General features: G+C 68.8%; 12 protein-coding genes. 5 read left to right on the forward strand and 7 right to left on the reverse strand.

The annotated features are described in order from the left end of the window. Positions 1-11 precede the first annotated feature (11 nt). The 6 genes from ACFQV6_RS02115 to ACFQV6_RS02140 form a co-directional block, all read right to left on the reverse strand. Complete coding sequence (locus ACFQV6_RS02115) at positions 12-2,285, reverse strand: discoidin domain-containing protein (protein ID WP_378025550.1); 2,274 nt, start codon at positions 2,283-2,285, stop codon at positions 12-14. Between the two features lie 86 nt (positions 2,286-2,371). Further along, complete coding sequence (locus ACFQV6_RS02120) at positions 2,372-3,943, reverse strand: alpha-amylase family glycosyl hydrolase (protein ID WP_378025551.1); 1,572 nt, start codon at positions 3,941-3,943, stop codon at positions 2,372-2,374. Positions 3,944-4,014: 71 nt separating this feature from the next. Further along, positions 4,015-4,887: a carbohydrate ABC transporter permease gene (locus ACFQV6_RS02125; RefSeq protein WP_378025552.1), complete on the reverse strand. Its 873-nt coding sequence runs from the start codon at positions 4,885-4,887 to the stop codon at positions 4,015-4,017. 4 nt (positions 4,888-4,891) lie between these two features. Then, complete coding sequence (locus ACFQV6_RS02130) at positions 4,892-5,830, reverse strand: carbohydrate ABC transporter permease (protein ID WP_378025553.1); 939 nt, start codon at positions 5,828-5,830, stop codon at positions 4,892-4,894. 62 nt (positions 5,831-5,892) lie between these two features. Then, positions 5,893-7,266: an ABC transporter substrate-binding protein gene (locus ACFQV6_RS02135; RefSeq protein ID WP_378025554.1), complete on the reverse strand. Its 1,374-nt coding sequence runs from the start codon at positions 7,264-7,266 to the stop codon at positions 5,893-5,895. 204 nt (positions 7,267-7,470) lie between these two features. Then, positions 7,471-8,463, reverse strand: coding sequence for a LacI family DNA-binding transcriptional regulator (locus ACFQV6_RS02140; RefSeq protein WP_378025555.1), 993 nt, complete (start codon positions 8,461-8,463; stop codon positions 7,471-7,473). Between the two features lie 303 nt (positions 8,464-8,766). Here ACFQV6_RS02140 and ACFQV6_RS02145 point away from each other — a divergent pair, with 303 nt between their 5' ends. The 5 genes from ACFQV6_RS02145 to ACFQV6_RS02165 all read left to right on the forward strand — a co-directional run bounded on the left by ACFQV6_RS02145 (position 8,767) and on the right by ACFQV6_RS02165 (position 13,060). Continuing rightward, a complete protein-coding gene (locus ACFQV6_RS02145) occupies positions 8,767-9,297 on the forward strand; it encodes a methyl-accepting chemotaxis protein (protein WP_378025556.1) in 531 nt (176 codons plus the stop codon). A 68-nt stretch (positions 9,298-9,365) separates the two neighbouring features. Further along, complete coding sequence (locus ACFQV6_RS02150) at positions 9,366-9,764, forward strand: YchJ family protein (RefSeq protein ID WP_378025557.1); 399 nt, start codon at positions 9,366-9,368, stop codon at positions 9,762-9,764. A gap of 10 nt (positions 9,765-9,774) precedes the next feature. After that, positions 9,775-10,626 (forward strand): tryptophan 2,3-dioxygenase, encoded by an 852-nt coding sequence (kynA, locus tag ACFQV6_RS02155; protein ID WP_378025558.1) that lies wholly within the window; start codon positions 9,775-9,777, stop codon positions 10,624-10,626. Continuing rightward, positions 10,623-11,852: a kynureninase gene (kynU, locus tag ACFQV6_RS02160; protein ID WP_378025559.1), complete on the forward strand. Its 1,230-nt coding sequence runs from the start codon at positions 10,623-10,625 to the stop codon at positions 11,850-11,852. The genes kynA and kynU overlap by 4 nt, the downstream gene beginning before the upstream one ends. 218 nt (positions 11,853-12,070) lie before the next feature. Further along, positions 12,071-13,060 (forward strand): amidohydrolase, encoded by a 990-nt coding sequence (locus tag ACFQV6_RS02165; protein WP_378025560.1) that lies wholly within the window; start codon positions 12,071-12,073, stop codon positions 13,058-13,060. A 434-nt stretch (positions 13,061-13,494) separates the two neighbouring features. On the opposite strand, the gene ACFQV6_RS02170 is transcribed toward ACFQV6_RS02165, so the two are convergent. After that, the gene (locus ACFQV6_RS02170; RefSeq protein WP_378025561.1) at positions 13,495-14,514 is read right to left on the reverse strand and encodes a Gfo/Idh/MocA family oxidoreductase; all 1,020 of its coding nucleotides are present in this window, start codon (positions 14,512-14,514) and stop codon (positions 13,495-13,497) included. Positions 14,515-14,588 lie beyond the last annotated feature (74 nt).

Raw genomic sequence — 14,588 nt, forward strand, 5'->3', positions numbered from 1 at the left:
CCGCGTGGGGATCAGGAGGTGTAGACCTCGAACTCGGAGAGCTGACCCGCCGGCCAGCCGGTGTTGCCGGTGAAGGTGAGCCGGAGGAATCGGGCGTTGGCCGCGGTGAAGCTCGCGGTGGCCGTGTTGCCCGACGCCGGGTTGAACGTGTAACCGGCGCCGGCCTTGACGGTGGTGAAGCTGGAGCCGTCAGTGCTTCCCAGAACAGAAAGAGTTTGGGTACGGGTGGCCCAGGCGGCCGCCGGCGGCAGCTTCACCACGACCCGGGAGACCTGACGGCTCTGACCCAGATCGACGGTGATCGACTGCGGGAAGGCGTTGTTGGCGCTCTCCCAGTACGTGCCCGTGTTGCCGTCAGTGACGTTCGCGGGGGTGTAGGACTGGGTCTGACTGGTCGCGGTAACCGGCCGGCCCGCGGCCAGGTTCCCGCTGGTGGGAGGCGGCGTAGTAGTAGGCGGCGTGGTGGTGGGCGGCGTAGTCGGCGTATTTCCCCACTGCGGCGCCGGCCACGGCCCGCAATACGTGTTCGCCGTCTGCCAGCCCGAGTTCCCGCCCCCGTCGGTGATCGCCAGCCCAGAGCCCGCGCAGTTGTAGACCGTCGGGTTCTGCGCGATCCCGCTGGCCCGCACGTTGGTGAACCGTGCCGAAGCCTGCGCCTGCGCCTGCAACGCGAACGTCCCCGCACCGACGATGTTCACGTTCGTCAGGTTCAGCCCGGTCGTCTGGTTGCCGATCCACTGAATCGCGGCGTACGAGCTGTCCAGGATGTCGGTGTCGGTCACGTTGATCGTCGCACCGGTGATCGCACCCTGGTCCGGCCAGAACCAGAGCGCACCGACACCGAAGTTCCAGTTGTAGTCGGAGTTGCCCGCCCGGATCAGCGTGTTGCGGGCGAGCGTCCAGGTGCCGGCCACCGCGGTCGGCCCGGTGACACCCGGATAGCGGTTGCCCACGTGCAGACCGCCGCCGTTGGTCACCGTCTCGCTCACCACGTTGTCGCTGATGGTGATGTCGCGCCCGCCGTAGCTGACGATGTTGTTCGCCAGGATCGGCGCGACAACCGTGTTGCGGGTGAACGAGTTGCCGACGTTCGGCACGTTCTCCGCCCACATCGCCAGGCCGTCGTCACCGGTGTTGCGGACGAACGTGTTGGTGACCGCCGAGTTGGTGACGCCGATGTGGAAGTTCACGCCGTCCGCGGTCTGGTCCAGGATCCGGCTGTTGCGGATCGTGAACCGGTCCATCGGCCCGTCCATCCACGCGCCGACCTTGGTGTGCTGCATCCAGACGTTGTCGATCACCGAGTTCGACATGGCCCCGCCGAACGCGTTGACCTGGTGCTCGTCGACCCGTTCCTGGATGTCTCCGATGATCGCCAGGTCGCGGACCGTGACGTTCTGGCTCGGGCCGCCCTCGTTGACGTACTTGCCGTAGAGGCCGGCAGCCAGGTTGCGCTGGGTGGGGTGCCGCCCGCCGAGCACGGAGTACCAGGGGCCGGCGCCGGCCAGCGTGACCCGGTCGACGATCACGTGGCTCCAGAGCGTGAAGTTGCCCTGCGGCACGTAGACGACACGGCCGGACGAGGCGCCGGCGTTCACCGCGGCCTGGAACCTGGCGGTGGAGTCGGTGGCGCCGGAGGGGTCCGCGCCGTAGTCGGCCACCACGTCGATGGCGCCGGACGGTTTGCCGACCGGTCCCGGCACGTTCTCGAAGTCGGCCAGGTCGATGGTGAAGCTGGGTGACTGCGCTGTCGAGCTCACCTGGAGGCGGATCTTCGTACCGGCCTGGTAGGTGGTCCCGAACAGTGCCCGCGCCTCGTCGTAGAAGTGGTGCGGCCGCCCGTCGCCGGGGTTGTTGGTGAACGGGTAGTAGCCGTAGTACCAGGCGTACTTCGAGGTCACCGGCACCGTCTTGATCAGCGTCGAGCCGGTACGCAGATCGAGTGTGGCGTTCCGCCCGTCCGGGATGCTGTACCGGAACGTCACCGCGTTCGCCGGCTTGGTGAGGGTGAACTCGACGTACTCACCCGCCGCGTCGAGGGTGATCGCCTCCCGGCCGGACGCCTCGGAGGAGAGCGTGCCGTAGAGCCGGCTGGTGCCGGTGGAGGTGCCGTTGTGTGCCGCCTTCTCGGCCTCGATCTCGGCGAACGGCACGGTGGCGCCGCGCCCGGGGATGTCGAAGGGTGAGATGCCGGCGGCCTGTGCCGGGCTCACGGTGGCGATGACGGTGGCCGCGAGGACGGCCGCGCCGATCAATACCGATAGTGGGGCGGTGCGGTTGGCCATGGGTCCCTTCCTTGGTCTTAGGCCAGCCCCCGATTTCCTTCTGCTCTTTTCGGGCGCCCCCTCGTCACGAGGGGGCGCCCGGACGTTCAGAGACGCAACCAGACGGCGGTGTCCTGGGGGATGAGGTCACCGTCGAGCGGACCGCTGGCGAGCAGAACGGTTTCGTGCGCCGGCAGGGGGATCGATGTGCCGGAGAGGTTGAGGACGCAGGCGAAGTCCGGTCCGCGGGTGTAGGAGAGCACCCCCGGATCGCCGTCGGTCCACTGCATGGCGTCGCCGTGCAGGCCGGGCTCGTCGTGGCGCAGCCGGATCGCCGACCGGTAGAGCTCGAGCATCGAGTTGGGGTCGCCGGTCTGCGCCTGGACGGTCCGGTCCTTCCACTCCGCGGGCTGGGGTAGCCAGGGCGTGGCGGTGCTGAAGCCGAACGGCTGCTCGTCGCCGGACCAGGGCAGCGGCACCCGGCACCCGTCGCGGGTGTGGCCGCGGCGGCCGTACATCGGGTCCTGGATCTCCTCGACCGGGATGTTCTCGTTCTCCCAGAGGCCGAGCTCCTCGCCCTGATAGACGTAGGCGGCGCCGGGCAGCGAGAGCGAGAGCAGCGCGGCGGCCCGGGCCCGGCGGGTGCCGAGCTCCAGGTCGACAGGGGTGCCGTCGAGGTTGTTGTCGAAGCTGAAGGTGGTGTCGGCCCGGCCGTACCGGGTGACGTGGCGGGTGACGTCGTGGTTGGAGAGCACCCAGGTGGGTGGTGCGCCGACTCCGGCGTGCGCCTCCAGCGTGCGGTCGATGCAGGCCTTCATGAGGTACGGGTCCCACGCGCACCCGAGGAAGTCGAAGTTGAAGGCGGCGTGCAACTCGTCGGCGCGCAGGTAGTTGGTGAACCGGTCGACCTCGGGCATCCACACCTCGCCGATGAGCGCCCGATCCGGGTACTCGTCGGCGATCCGCCGCCACGACCGGTAGACGTCGTGCACCCGGTCGAGGTCGTGGAACGGGTGCGGGCTGCCGTCGCTGACCTCGGGCAGTGCCGCGTCCTTGTGCAGCAGCGCCGCCGAGTCGATCCGGATGCCGTCGACGCCACGGTCGAACCAGAACCGCAGGATGTCGGAGAACTCGGCCTGCACGACCGGGTGCTCCCAGTTCAGGTCCGGCTGCTCCGGGGTGAACAGGTGCAGGTACCAGTCGCCGTCCGGTGCCTGGGTCCACGTGGTGCCGCCGAACTCACCGGTCCAGTCGGTCGGCATCCGCTCGCCCCGGCCGGGGCGGAACCAGAAGTACTCCCGTTCCGGCGCGTCCGGTGAGGCGAGCGCCGCCTTGAACCACGGGTGCTCGCTGGAGATGTGGTTCGGGACGATGTCGACGATCATCCGGATGCCGGCCGCGTGCGCCTCGGCGATCAGCGCCTCCGCACCGGCCAGGGACCCGAAGACCGGGTCGATGTCGCGGAAGTCCGCCACGTCGTAGCCGGCGTCCGCCATCGGCGACGGGTACCAGGGGCTCATCCAGATCGCGTCGACGCCGAGGTCGCGCAGGTGGCTCAGGTGGGCGCGGATGCCGTCGATGTCCCCGACACCGTCACCGTCGGCGTCGGCGAAACTCCGCGGGTACACCTGGTAGATCACCGCGTCTCGCCACCACGGACTGGCGTCTGCTGTGGACACGAGCACCTGCTTTCTGTCGATACGTAGATACGTTGGCGCTGTGGAACGGGCCCTGGTGCCGGACGGGCACCTCAGCCCTTGAGGCTGCCCGAGGTCAGGCCGGACATGATGTTCCGCTGGAAGATCAGGAAGATGACGACGGTCGGCAGCGCGGCGATGACCGAGGCGGCGATCACCACGTTCTGCGGTGTGCCGCCGGCGAAGGCGTAGATGCCGACGCTGACCGTGCGGGTCTCCGGTGACGGCATGACCAGCTTCGGCCAGAGGAAGTCCTTCCAGACCGCCGTTACCGCGAAGATCGAGACCACGCCGAGGATCGGGCGCGACATCGGCAGGATGATCGACCAGAGCGTGCGCAGCGGCGTCGCGCCGTCCACGAACGCGGCGGCCATCAGCTCCTCGGGGATCGAGTCGAAGAACCGCTTGAGCAGGAAGATGTTGAACGCGTTGGCGACCAGCGGCAGCCAGATCGCGAACGGCGAGTCCAGCAGGTTGATGTGCAGGATCGGCAGGTCGATCACGGTGACGTACTGCGGGACGATCAGCACCATCGCCGGGATCATCAGCGTCGCCAGCATCAGGCCGAGGATCACGTTGCCGAAGACCGGACGGAGTTTCGACAGCGAATAGGCCGCGGCGGTGTCCAGGACGAGCTGGAAGAGCACCGCGCCCGCCGCGTAGTAGAACGTGTTGAACAGCAGCTTGGACAGGTTCAGGTTGTTCCACGCGTCGATGTAGTTCTGGAACTGCGGGTCCCTCGGGAACAGCGAGGGCGGTGTCTGCGCGATCTCCTGGCCCGACTTGAGGGCGCCGGTGACCATCCAGTACAGCGGTCCGAGGAAGACCAGGGTGAACACCGTGACGACCAGAACCAGCAGCGTCCAGTAGATGACCTTGCCGCGGCCCCGGCTGAGCTGGGAGTGGGAGATGAGGGTGCGGGTCATGTCGTCAGTCCTGTTTCGTCGTCAGGCGTACGTAGACGGCGGAGAAGGCGGCCAGCACCACGAGCATGATCACGCCGAGCGCGGCGGCGCCGTTGAGGTCGTTCTGGAAGAAGCCGTGCTGGTAGATGAGGTACGCGACCGAGGTGGCCGAGTCCTGCGTACCGGCGCCGTTGGCCAGGATCAGCGGCTCGATGAAGAGCTGCATGGTGGCCACGATCTGCAGCATCGCCAGCAGCGCGAGGATCAGCCGGGTCTGCGGGATCGTCACGTGCAGGATCCGCTTCCAGATGCCGGCTCCGTCGAGTTCGGCCGCCTCGTACAGCTCGCCCGGGATGTTCTGCAGCGAGGCGAGGTAGATCAGCACCGCGCCGCCCATGTTCATCCAGGTCGAGGCGAGCACCATGGCCGGAATCGTCATGCCCGGTGACTGCATCCACTCCGAGGTCGGCAGCCCCACCGCGGTGAGCAGCGCGTTGAAGAGGCCGGCCTCGCTCGGGTCGTACGCGTAGAACTTGAAGAGGAACAGCGCGGACGCCGGCGGCAGCATCACCGGCAGGTAGACCAGAATCCGCAGATAACCCTTGGCGTGCCGGAACTCGTTGAGCAGGATCGCCACGAAGAACGGCACCGCGAAGCCGAGGACCAGGGCCAGGGCGGTGAAGTAGAAGGTGTTCTGCCAGGCGACCCAGAAGCTCGGATCGGCCACGATCCGAATGTAGTTGTCCCAGCCGACCCAGCTGGTCTCACCGCGCCGGGTGCGCTGGAAGCTCATCACGAGGCCGCGGATCATCGGGTACCACATGAAGAGGGCGAAGCAGACGACCGCACCGATCAGGAACGTGTGCCCGGTGAGGTTGTCCCGGATCTTGCGGCCGCGCCGGGCCGCGGCCGGGCTTGCGGGGGGCGTCTGCCGGGGCGGTGCCGGGGCAGTGAGGATCGCCAAGAGAATGACTCCCTGTTCTCCGCGGTGCGGAGGCCGGTCGCCCGGCCCCCGCACCCACCGGGTCAGCTACCGGCGGCCAGCAGCTGGTTGACCTTTTCCTCGGCCGTCTTGAGCAGCGCGTCGATGTTCGCGTTCGGGTCGGTCAGGACCCCGGACATCGCCGAGTCGAGCACCGCGTAGACCGCCTGCGCGTTGCGCGGCTCACCCTTGATCGGAACCGGGGTCGCCTCGAAGAGCGCGAAGTTGGCGGTGTCCACGTTGGCGTTCGCCTTGCGCAGGTCGAGCTCCTGCTTCTGCGCGTCGCTGCCGTTGGTGAACAGCAACGGCTGCGGCAGGCCCACCGGATAGTTCTGCGGCTTGGCCCGCGCGTAGTCGAACTGGCCCTTGCCCGGGGTCAGTTTCTGGTACGCCAGCCACTTCAGACCGGCCTTGACCTGCTCCGGGGAGAGGTCCTTCTTGAAGAAGTAGCCCTCGCCGCCGCCGAGCGTGCCCTTGGCCGCGCCGTCCTGGCCGGGCAGGGGAGCCATCGCCCAGTCCTCGTACTTGCCCTGGAACTGGCTGACGATCGCCTGGGTGCTGTCCGGTGCGCCGATGAACATGCCCACCTTGCCGGCGCCGGCGTTGGTCAGCAGGTCACCCCACTGGAGCAGCTGGCGGCTGCCCATGCTGTTGTCGCCGTACCGCATGTCCTTGAGGTTCTGCAGAACCTGCTTGCCCTGTGCGTTGTTGAAGTCGGCCTTCTTGCCGTCCTCGCTGAGGACCTGGCCGCCCTGCGAGTAGAGCAGCGAGGTGAAGTGCCAGCCACCGGTGTTGCCGGCGCTGTACTCCGAGTAGCCGGCGATGCCGCCGCCGAGCCCGGCGATCTTCTTGGCCGCGGTACGCACCTCGGGCCAGGTCTTCGGCGGGTTGTTCGCGTCCAGGCCGGCCTTCGCGAAGAGGGTCTTGTTGTAGACCAGGCCCATCGAGTAGTTCTTCACCGGTACGGCGTAGAGCTTGCCGCCGTCGGTGAAGACCTCCTTGAGCGCCGGGTCGACGCTGTCCCAGGTCGGGATGGTGTCCTTGCTGACGAGGCTGGTGATGTCCATCGCCTGACCGGAGTCCAGCACCTGCTGGAGGTCGGTCATGTAGCCGTAGAAGACGTCGGTCACGGTGCCGCCGGCCAGGCGGGCGGTGAAGTCCGGCGGGTTGTTGCACTGCTCCCCGACGCTGACGCTCTTGATGATGATGTCCGGGTTCGCCTGCTGGAACGCGGCGACGTCCTCGTTCCAGTTCTGGAGCAGTTCCTTCTGTGCGCCGACCGGCTGGCAGTCGACGGTGATGGTGACCTTGCCGCCGGCGTCCGTCCCGCTGTCGTCGCTCTTGGTGGAGCAGGCGGTGAGGCCGATCCCCAGCCCGGAAACGAGCAGGAGGCCGAGCGCTTTTCTGGTGTCGAACATGGTGAGAGGACGCCCTTCCATGAGACGCGCGCCTATGGGATGGAGCCAGATGTGATCTGGCTCTCGCATGTTTCGTGGCTGTGACGATACAAAGACAAGCGCGGGTCGCGCAAGAACAGAACGGAAGCAAGAAAAATTGCGACAGCCCCGGAAAACGCAAAAGGGACGAGCCAGACGGCTCGTCCCTCGGTGAGTTGTTCCCGCTCAGCTCCTCTGCGGCGCCGGTCCCGTCGATCCGCGGACCACGAGCTCCGGCTCGAAGAGCAACTCGTCCGGCTCCGCACCGGAGCCCTCGATCTGGTTGACCAGCAGGTCGACGGCGGCCTGCCCCATCGTCTCTATCGGCTGGCGCACCGTGGTCAGCGGTGGATCGGTGCAGGTCATCAGCGCCGAGTCGTCGAAGCCCACCACCGAGACGTCGGCCGGCACGTCCAGCCCGAGCCGGCGGGCCGCCCGGATCGCACCGAGCGCCAGCACGTCGCTCGCGCAGATCAGGCCGGTCGCGCCGCGCTCGATCAGCTTGCTCGCGGCCAGCCGGGCGCTTTCCATCGAGAACGTGGTCCGCTCCACCAGCCACTGGCCGTCGGCGAACTTGGCGAGCGCCTCCAGCTTGCGGCGCGACGGCATGTGGTCCTCGGGGCCCATCACCATGCCGATCCGCTCGTGGCCCAGCGAGCGCAGGTGCCCGTAGGCCTGCTCGACGGCGACGGCGTCGTCGGTGGAGATGTGCGGGAAGCCGACGTCGACACCCGCGTTCACCATCACGACGGGCATGCCCCGCTCGGTCAGCGCCCGGTAGTGCGCGTGCTCGGCGTTGGCCAGCGCATAGGCCCCGCCGGCGAACACCACGCCGCTGACCTGGTGATCGAGGAGCATCTCGATGTAGTCGCGCTCGGGGACACCGCCGATCGTGCGGGCGCAGAGCGCGGGGGTGAAGCCGCGCTGCGCCAGCGAGGCGGTCACCACCTCGGCCAGCGCCGGGAAGATCGGGTTCTGCAGCTCGGGCAGCACGAGGCCGACCAGCCGGCCGCGCTCACCGCGCAGCTTCGTGGGGCGCTCATAGCCCAGGACGTCGAGGGCGGTGAGGACCGAGGTGCGGGTGGCCTCGGAGACGCCGCTGCGCCCGTTGAGGACCCGGCTGACGGTCGCCTCACTGACCCCGGCCTTCTTCGCCACCTCGGCAAGACGTTTGGTCACGACGGAATCCTACGTCAGATCCTTGCAAGAACTGAACCGGTGCGTGCGTACGTGATCGAATCTCTTGTCTGCCCTTTCACCCGCTTGCGGGCTCTCGTCGTGACCCCGGCCTCAGGTCGGCGGCGTGGTGCACGCGGCGTAGAGAGGAGGCCGCCGTGAAGCGGTTAAGTCGTCGCTCACCGCAACTTTCCGTCCTGCACGGCTTGCACCGCGGTTGCAGGCGGCGGATCACGCAAAACGCTCCCCGGTGTGCGGGCGGGATGGGATGTTTTGAGACGACTGGGAGAAAGGGGTCGTCACCACATGTCGGACTGGGAGCAGAACGAGTGGTCGTCCGGGGACCAGCAGGACTGGTCGGCCGGAGATGGCGGCCAGGGTGACTCGTCGGCGCAGGACCGCCGGCGGGACTCGGCGTACCGGCTCGCCAACGTCAGCAACGACATGGCGACCGCCACGCAGGCGGCCGTGACCGCTGCCGAGACGGCGGTCCAGGTGATCCAGCGGCTCGAGGCGAGCAGCACCGAGATCGGCAAGGTCGTGCAGCTCATCGCCACCATCGCGAAGCAGACGAACCTGCTGGCGCTGAACGCGACGATCGAGGCGGCGCGAGCTGGTGAGGCGGGCCGCGGCTTCGCGGTGGTCGCCAGCGAGGTCAAGGACCTGGCGAACGAGACCGCGACGGCGACGAGCGAGATCGGTACGCAGGTCGGCGGCATCCGGGCGGACACTCAGAACGCGGTCTCGGCGATCGAGGAGATGCAGGGCCTGATCGAGGAACTGGACCGCTGCCAGAAGGTGATCAGCGGGATCGTCGTGGAGCAGCAGGCCGGCTGAGTTCTCCCGCGGCTGTCAGCCGGCCGGCTCGGTGCCGAGCGATCGGCTGCTGAGGAAGACTGGGGCACATGGCTCGTAAGCGGGGACCCCGGAACGTTTCTCCCGTCTGCCCTTGTGGGCTCCAGGCGTACGCCCAATGTTGTGGCCCGATCCACGACGGAAAGCCGGCGGCGGACCCGGAAGCCCTGATGCGATCGCGCTTCAGCGCGTTCGCCCTCGACCGCGCCGACCACGTGCTGCGCACCTGGCACCCGCAGACCCGCCCGGAGTCCGTCGCGAACGACCCCGGCCTGCGCTGGACCCGGCTGGAAGTGCTGGGGACAAGCGGCGGCGGACTCTTCGAAGCCGAGGGTACGGTCGAGTTCCGGGCACATTACCGTGACGGCGGCACTCCAGGGATCATGGAGGAGAACAGCCGGTTCGTCCGCCATGACGGTCAATGGGTGTATTGGGGTCCCCAGCGGTGAGGAAGTAGCCATGTCTGCACAACGGCCCCTCGAGGACGGCATCGTCTCCGACTTCAAGGTCAATCTCTCGTACGGTGACTATCTGCACCTCGACGAGATCCTGAACGCCCAGCACCCGGTGAGCGTGCCGGAGCACCACGACGAGCTGCTGTTCATCCTCCAGCATCAGACGTCGGAGCTCTGGCTGAAACTGATCATCCATGAGCTGCGGGCGGTGCAGGAGCACCTGTCCAAGGACGAGCTGCGCCCGGCGCTCAAGGGACTGGCCCGGGTCAAGCACATCCAGCGCACCCTCACCGAGCAGTGGTCCGTGCTGGCCACCCTCACTCCCAGTGAGTACGCGGAGTTCCGCAGCTTCCTCGGCACGTCCTCCGGCTTCCAGTCCTATCAATACCGGGTGGTCGAATTCCTGCTCGGCAACAAGGACCGCCGGATGCTGAAGATCTTCGACGACCACCCGTCGGCCCGTGCCCTGCTCGAGGACGCGCTCGGCGCACCCAGCGTCTACGACGAGTTCCTGCACTTCCTGGCCCGGCGCGGTCACCAGGTGCCGATCGAGATCCTCCAGCGTGACGTCACCCAGCCGTACGAGTACCAGGCCGACCTGGTGCCGGTCTTCCAGGAGATCTACGAGAACGCCGAGCAGAACTGGGACCTCTACGAGGCGTGCGAGGAACTCGTCGACCTGGAGGAGAACTTCCAGCTCTGGCGTTTCCGCCACCTCAAGACGGTGGAACGCACCATCGGCTTCAAGCGCGGCACCGGCGGATCGAGCGGGGTCTCCTTCCTCAGGGCGGCCCTCGATCTGACATTCTTCCCCGAGCTCTACGCCGTCCGTACCGAAATTGGAGTGCCCCGTTGAGCGACCTTCTGCTCGCGCGCGCCGCCGCCCTCGACGCGGCCGACCCCCTCGCGCAGCACCGGGACCGATTCATCACCCCCGAAGGCAGCGACCTGCTCTCCTACCTGGACGGCAACTCGCTCGGCCGTCCGCTGGAGGCGACCGCCCGCCTGATGGACGAGTTCATCCGCGACCAGTGGGGCGGCCGGCTGATCCGCGGCTGGACCGACGGCTGGCTCGAATGGCCACTCACCCTCGGCGACCGGCTCGGTGCCGTGGCCCTCGGCGCGGCCGCCGGCCAGACCGTGATCGCCGACTCCACCACGGTCCTGATCTACAAGCTGGCCCGGGCCGCCGTCGACGCCCGCCCCGGCCGCCGCAAGGTCGTGCTGGACACCGACAACTTCCCCACCGACCGCTACGTGCTCGAAGGCATCGCCGCCTCGCACGACCTCACCCTGACCTGGATCTCCACCGACCCCGGGACCGGCATCCAGCCGTCACAGGTCGCCGACGTGATCGACGAGGACACCGCGCTCGTCCTCTTCTCGCACGTCGCCTACCGCTCCGGCTGGCTGGCCGACGTCGCCGAAATCAACCGGATCGCGCACGAGGCCGGCGCGCTGACCATGTGGGACCTGTGCCACTCGGCCGGCTCGGTGCCGATCTCCCTCGACGATTGGGGCGTCGACCTCGCGGTCGGCTGCACCTACAAATACCTCAACGGTGGGCCGGGGGCGCCGGCCTTCGCCTACCTGCGGCGGGAGCTGCAGGATTCGGTGCGCCAGCCCATTCAAGGATGGATGGGGCACCGGGCTTCCTTCGAGATGGGTCATGGGTACGAGGCGGCGAGCGGAATCCGCGGGATGCTCAGCGGGACGCCTCCGATCCTCGCGATGGTTCCGCTGCACGCCAACCTGGACATGCTCGCCGAGGCGGGAATCGAGGCGGTGCGAGCGAAGTCCCTGCTGCTGACCGGGTACGTGCTCGAGATCGCTGACGCGTGGCTGGCGCCGCACGGTGTCGAGGTGGTGAGCCCGCGGGAGGCTGAGCGGCGGGGTGGGCATGTGACGTTGCGGCGGGCCGGGTTCGAGCAGTTTTTGGAGCCGTTGTGGGACAGCGGGGTGATTCCGGACTATCGGCGACCGGACGGGTTGCGGATCGGGCCGGCGCCGTTGAGCACCAGCTTTGCCGAGGTCTATCAGGGGCTGTCAGTTCTGCGTGACCTGGTCGAGAAGCACCGGTGAGCGCGGGTTCTCCCATTCCTGAGTCCGATGCTGCTCCTGGGTCCGATGCGGCTCCCGGAGGCGTTCCCGCGGGCGGGGCGCGGCCGGTTGGTGGGTGCTGTGGTGGGTCGTCGGCCGGGTGTGGGCTGGCGGGATCGCGGTCGTGTGGGGTGTTGTCGTCGGGTTCGGGGGCTCGGGGGACCGCTACGGCGCGTATCGACTGGCTTATCGGTGACTCGGTGTGGTGGGGCGGGCGACTCCGGAGCGGAGTCGCGCTGCGTGTCGGTCACGATGGTGCGGTCAAACCGGTACCGGCCGAGATCGCACCCGCCGGGGACAGCCGTCACTTTCCGGGAACTCTGCTTCCCGGACTCGTCGACGCCCACGTGCACTCCGCGCTCGTTGATCTCGGCACCGTGCGCGCGGGCGGGATCGCGGCCGTGTGGGACCTCGGCGGCGTACCCTCAGCGCTCGAAGATCTCGCGGCACGATCCCGGCGGTACGGCTCGAAACTTCCCCGCCTCCGTTATGCCGGTCCATTCCTGATCGCCCCCGGCGGCTATCCCAGCGACCGGCCCTGGGCGCCCGCCGGAAGCTGGCGCGAGATCGTTTCCCCGGCCGACGCCGGTGCCGCCGTGACCGAAGCCCGATCCGCCGGTGCCACCCTCATCAAAGTCACCGCGAACGCCGCCGGCCCGCAACTGCCCGAGCCCACGATGCGCGCCCTCGTCGACGCCGCGCACACGGCCGGACTCCCCGTCGTCGTGCACGCCGAGGGCCCCGGAACGGTGGCCGCGGCCTACACCGCCGGAGCCGACATACTGGCCCATACCCCCTGGACAGAGCCACTCGATGACGCGTTGCTGCGCGCCTGCGCCGCCCGCATGACCTGGCTCAGCACCCTCGACATCCACGGCTGGGGAGATCCGACCCCCGCCCACGAGATCGCCGTCGGCAACCTGCGGCGCTTTCTCGAGTACGGCGGAACTGTCCGCTACGGCACCGACCTCGGCAACGGCCCCCTCCCACCCGCCGTCAACCCCCGCGAGATCCGGGCACTCCAGTCAGCCGGCCTCGACCCCACCCAGATCCTCACCGCCATGACCGAAACCGATAGCTCCGAGATCTGCTGGCTCCCGAGCGGCCTCGACCTCACCCCCGCCCCCTTCGCCGACCTCCTGGCCACCGCCCGAGTAGTCGACGACGCAGTAAACCCCCGCCACCCCTAACCACTGCGACCCCGCCGCCCCGACGTGCGCACCTATCACCGCGCCGCCGATCCGGCTGGCACTGAGCGGGCGCAAAACGGGTGCGGGGCACCGCTGAGTGCCAGCTGGGCCAGCCGGGCTGATCCGGCTGGCGCTGAGCGGGTGCGAAACGGGCGCGGGGCACCGCTGAGTGCCAGCTGGGCCGGGCGGCTGGCGCTGGGCGGGCGCAAAACGGGCGCGGGGCACCGCTGAGTGCCAGCTGGGCCGGGCGGCTGGCGCTGGGCGGGCGCGGAACGGGCGCGGGGCACCGCTGAGTGCCAGCCGGGCCGGGCGGGCTGATCCGGCTGGCGCTGGGCGGGTGCGAAACGGGCGCGGGGCACCGCTGAGTGCCAGCTGGCCACCCCGCTAGAGCGGAGTGCGGGCGGGGCGTCGGGCGGGTGGGAGCGGGGCGGGGGTTAGAGGGGGAGGGCGGTGCCGGTTGTGGCGCTGCGGCGGGCGGCGTCGAGGACCTGCATGGCGCGTACCGAGTCCCAGGGGTCGACCGGCAGGGGGCCGTCGCCCAGGACTGCCGCGGCGAACGCCGGGTAGAAGGAGTCCCAGCGGCCGCGGCAGCTTTCCACGCGGGCGCCGGTCGAGCCGCGGAAGAGGTGGCCCCACCGGTGCTCCGGCTCCACACCCCACCGGTCACCGAGTGAGGCCGGCGACTTGCCGTTCTTCAGGAGGGTTTCCTGGAAGTCCAGCTCGGGGGAGATGAACGTGCCCGCCGAGCCGGTCACCCGGAAGCGGGGGCCGGGGCCGGCCTGGCGCCAGCTGCCCCACAGGTGCGACTCGACGCCGTTGGCGTGGTGCAGGGCGACGAAGAAGTCGTCGTCGAGGGGCTCGCCGCGCATCTCCGCGTAGACCCGGGTGGCCGGGCCGTGTAGCTGGAGTGCCTGGTCCACCAGGTGGGAGCCGAAGTCGAGCAGGGTGCCACCGCCGGCGGCCTTCGGGGTGCGGTCGGGCGCCCAGCGTTCCATCCGGGACTCGAAGCGCCGGATCTCACCGAGCGAGCCCTTGTCCATCAGGTTGCGGATGGTGAGCAGGTCGGAGTCCCAGCGCCGGTTCTGGTAGACGGTGAGCGGCACGCCCGCCGCCTCGGCCTCGGTGACCACCTGGCGTGCTGTCTCGGCCTCCAGCGCGAACGGCTTGTCGACGACCACGGCCAGGCCGAGGGCGAGCGCCTCGCGTGCCAGGGTGGCGTGGGTCGCGGCCGGCGTGGAGATCGTCACGGCCTGGACGCCGTCGGCGGCGAGCGCGGCGATCGAGTCGTAGGTCGAGACCCCTGGCAACTGTGCCGTCACCTGGGCACGGCGCTCTTCCGACGTGGTGACCACGCCGGCGAAATCGATGTTCTCCGCCGACGCGATCAGCGGCGCGTGGAACACCCGTCCGCCGGTGCCGTAGCCGACCAGCCCGAACCTAACCCGCTCGATCATGTCCGGAAGTTTTTCACATCGGTTGCCGTCCTGTTGCACACGATCCTCACCGTTACATGTGATGCACGCCCCAC

The sequence above is a fragment of the Actinoplanes sp. GCM10030250 genome (assembly GCF_042666575.1).
GTDB lineage: Bacteria > Actinomycetota > Actinomycetes > Mycobacteriales > Micromonosporaceae > Actinoplanes.

Bases quoted from the DNA above. Each gene is read 5' to 3' on its own strand.
- ACFQV6_RS02150 (WP_378025557.1), top strand. From the start codon at position 9,366: ATGGCTCGTAAGCGGGGACCCCGGAACGTTTCTCCCGTCTGCCCTTGT.
- kynA (WP_378025558.1), top strand. From the start codon at position 9,775: ATGTCTGCACAACGGCCCCTCGAGGACGGCATCGTCTCCGACTTCAAG.
- ACFQV6_RS02125 (WP_378025552.1), bottom strand. From the start codon at position 4,887: ATGACCCGCACCCTCATCTCCCACTCCCAGCTCAGCCGGGGCCGCGGC.
- ACFQV6_RS02170 (WP_378025561.1), bottom strand. From the start codon at position 14,514: ATGATCGAGCGGGTTAGGTTCGGGCTGGTCGGCTACGGCACCGGCGGA.
- ACFQV6_RS02115 (WP_378025550.1), bottom strand. From the start codon at position 2,285: ATGGCCAACCGCACCGCCCCACTATCGGTATTGATCGGCGCGGCCGTC.
- ACFQV6_RS02135 (WP_378025554.1), bottom strand. From the start codon at position 7,266: ATGTTCGACACCAGAAAAGCGCTCGGCCTCCTGCTCGTTTCCGGGCTG.
- ACFQV6_RS02145 (WP_378025556.1), top strand. From the start codon at position 8,767: ATGTCGGACTGGGAGCAGAACGAGTGGTCGTCCGGGGACCAGCAGGAC.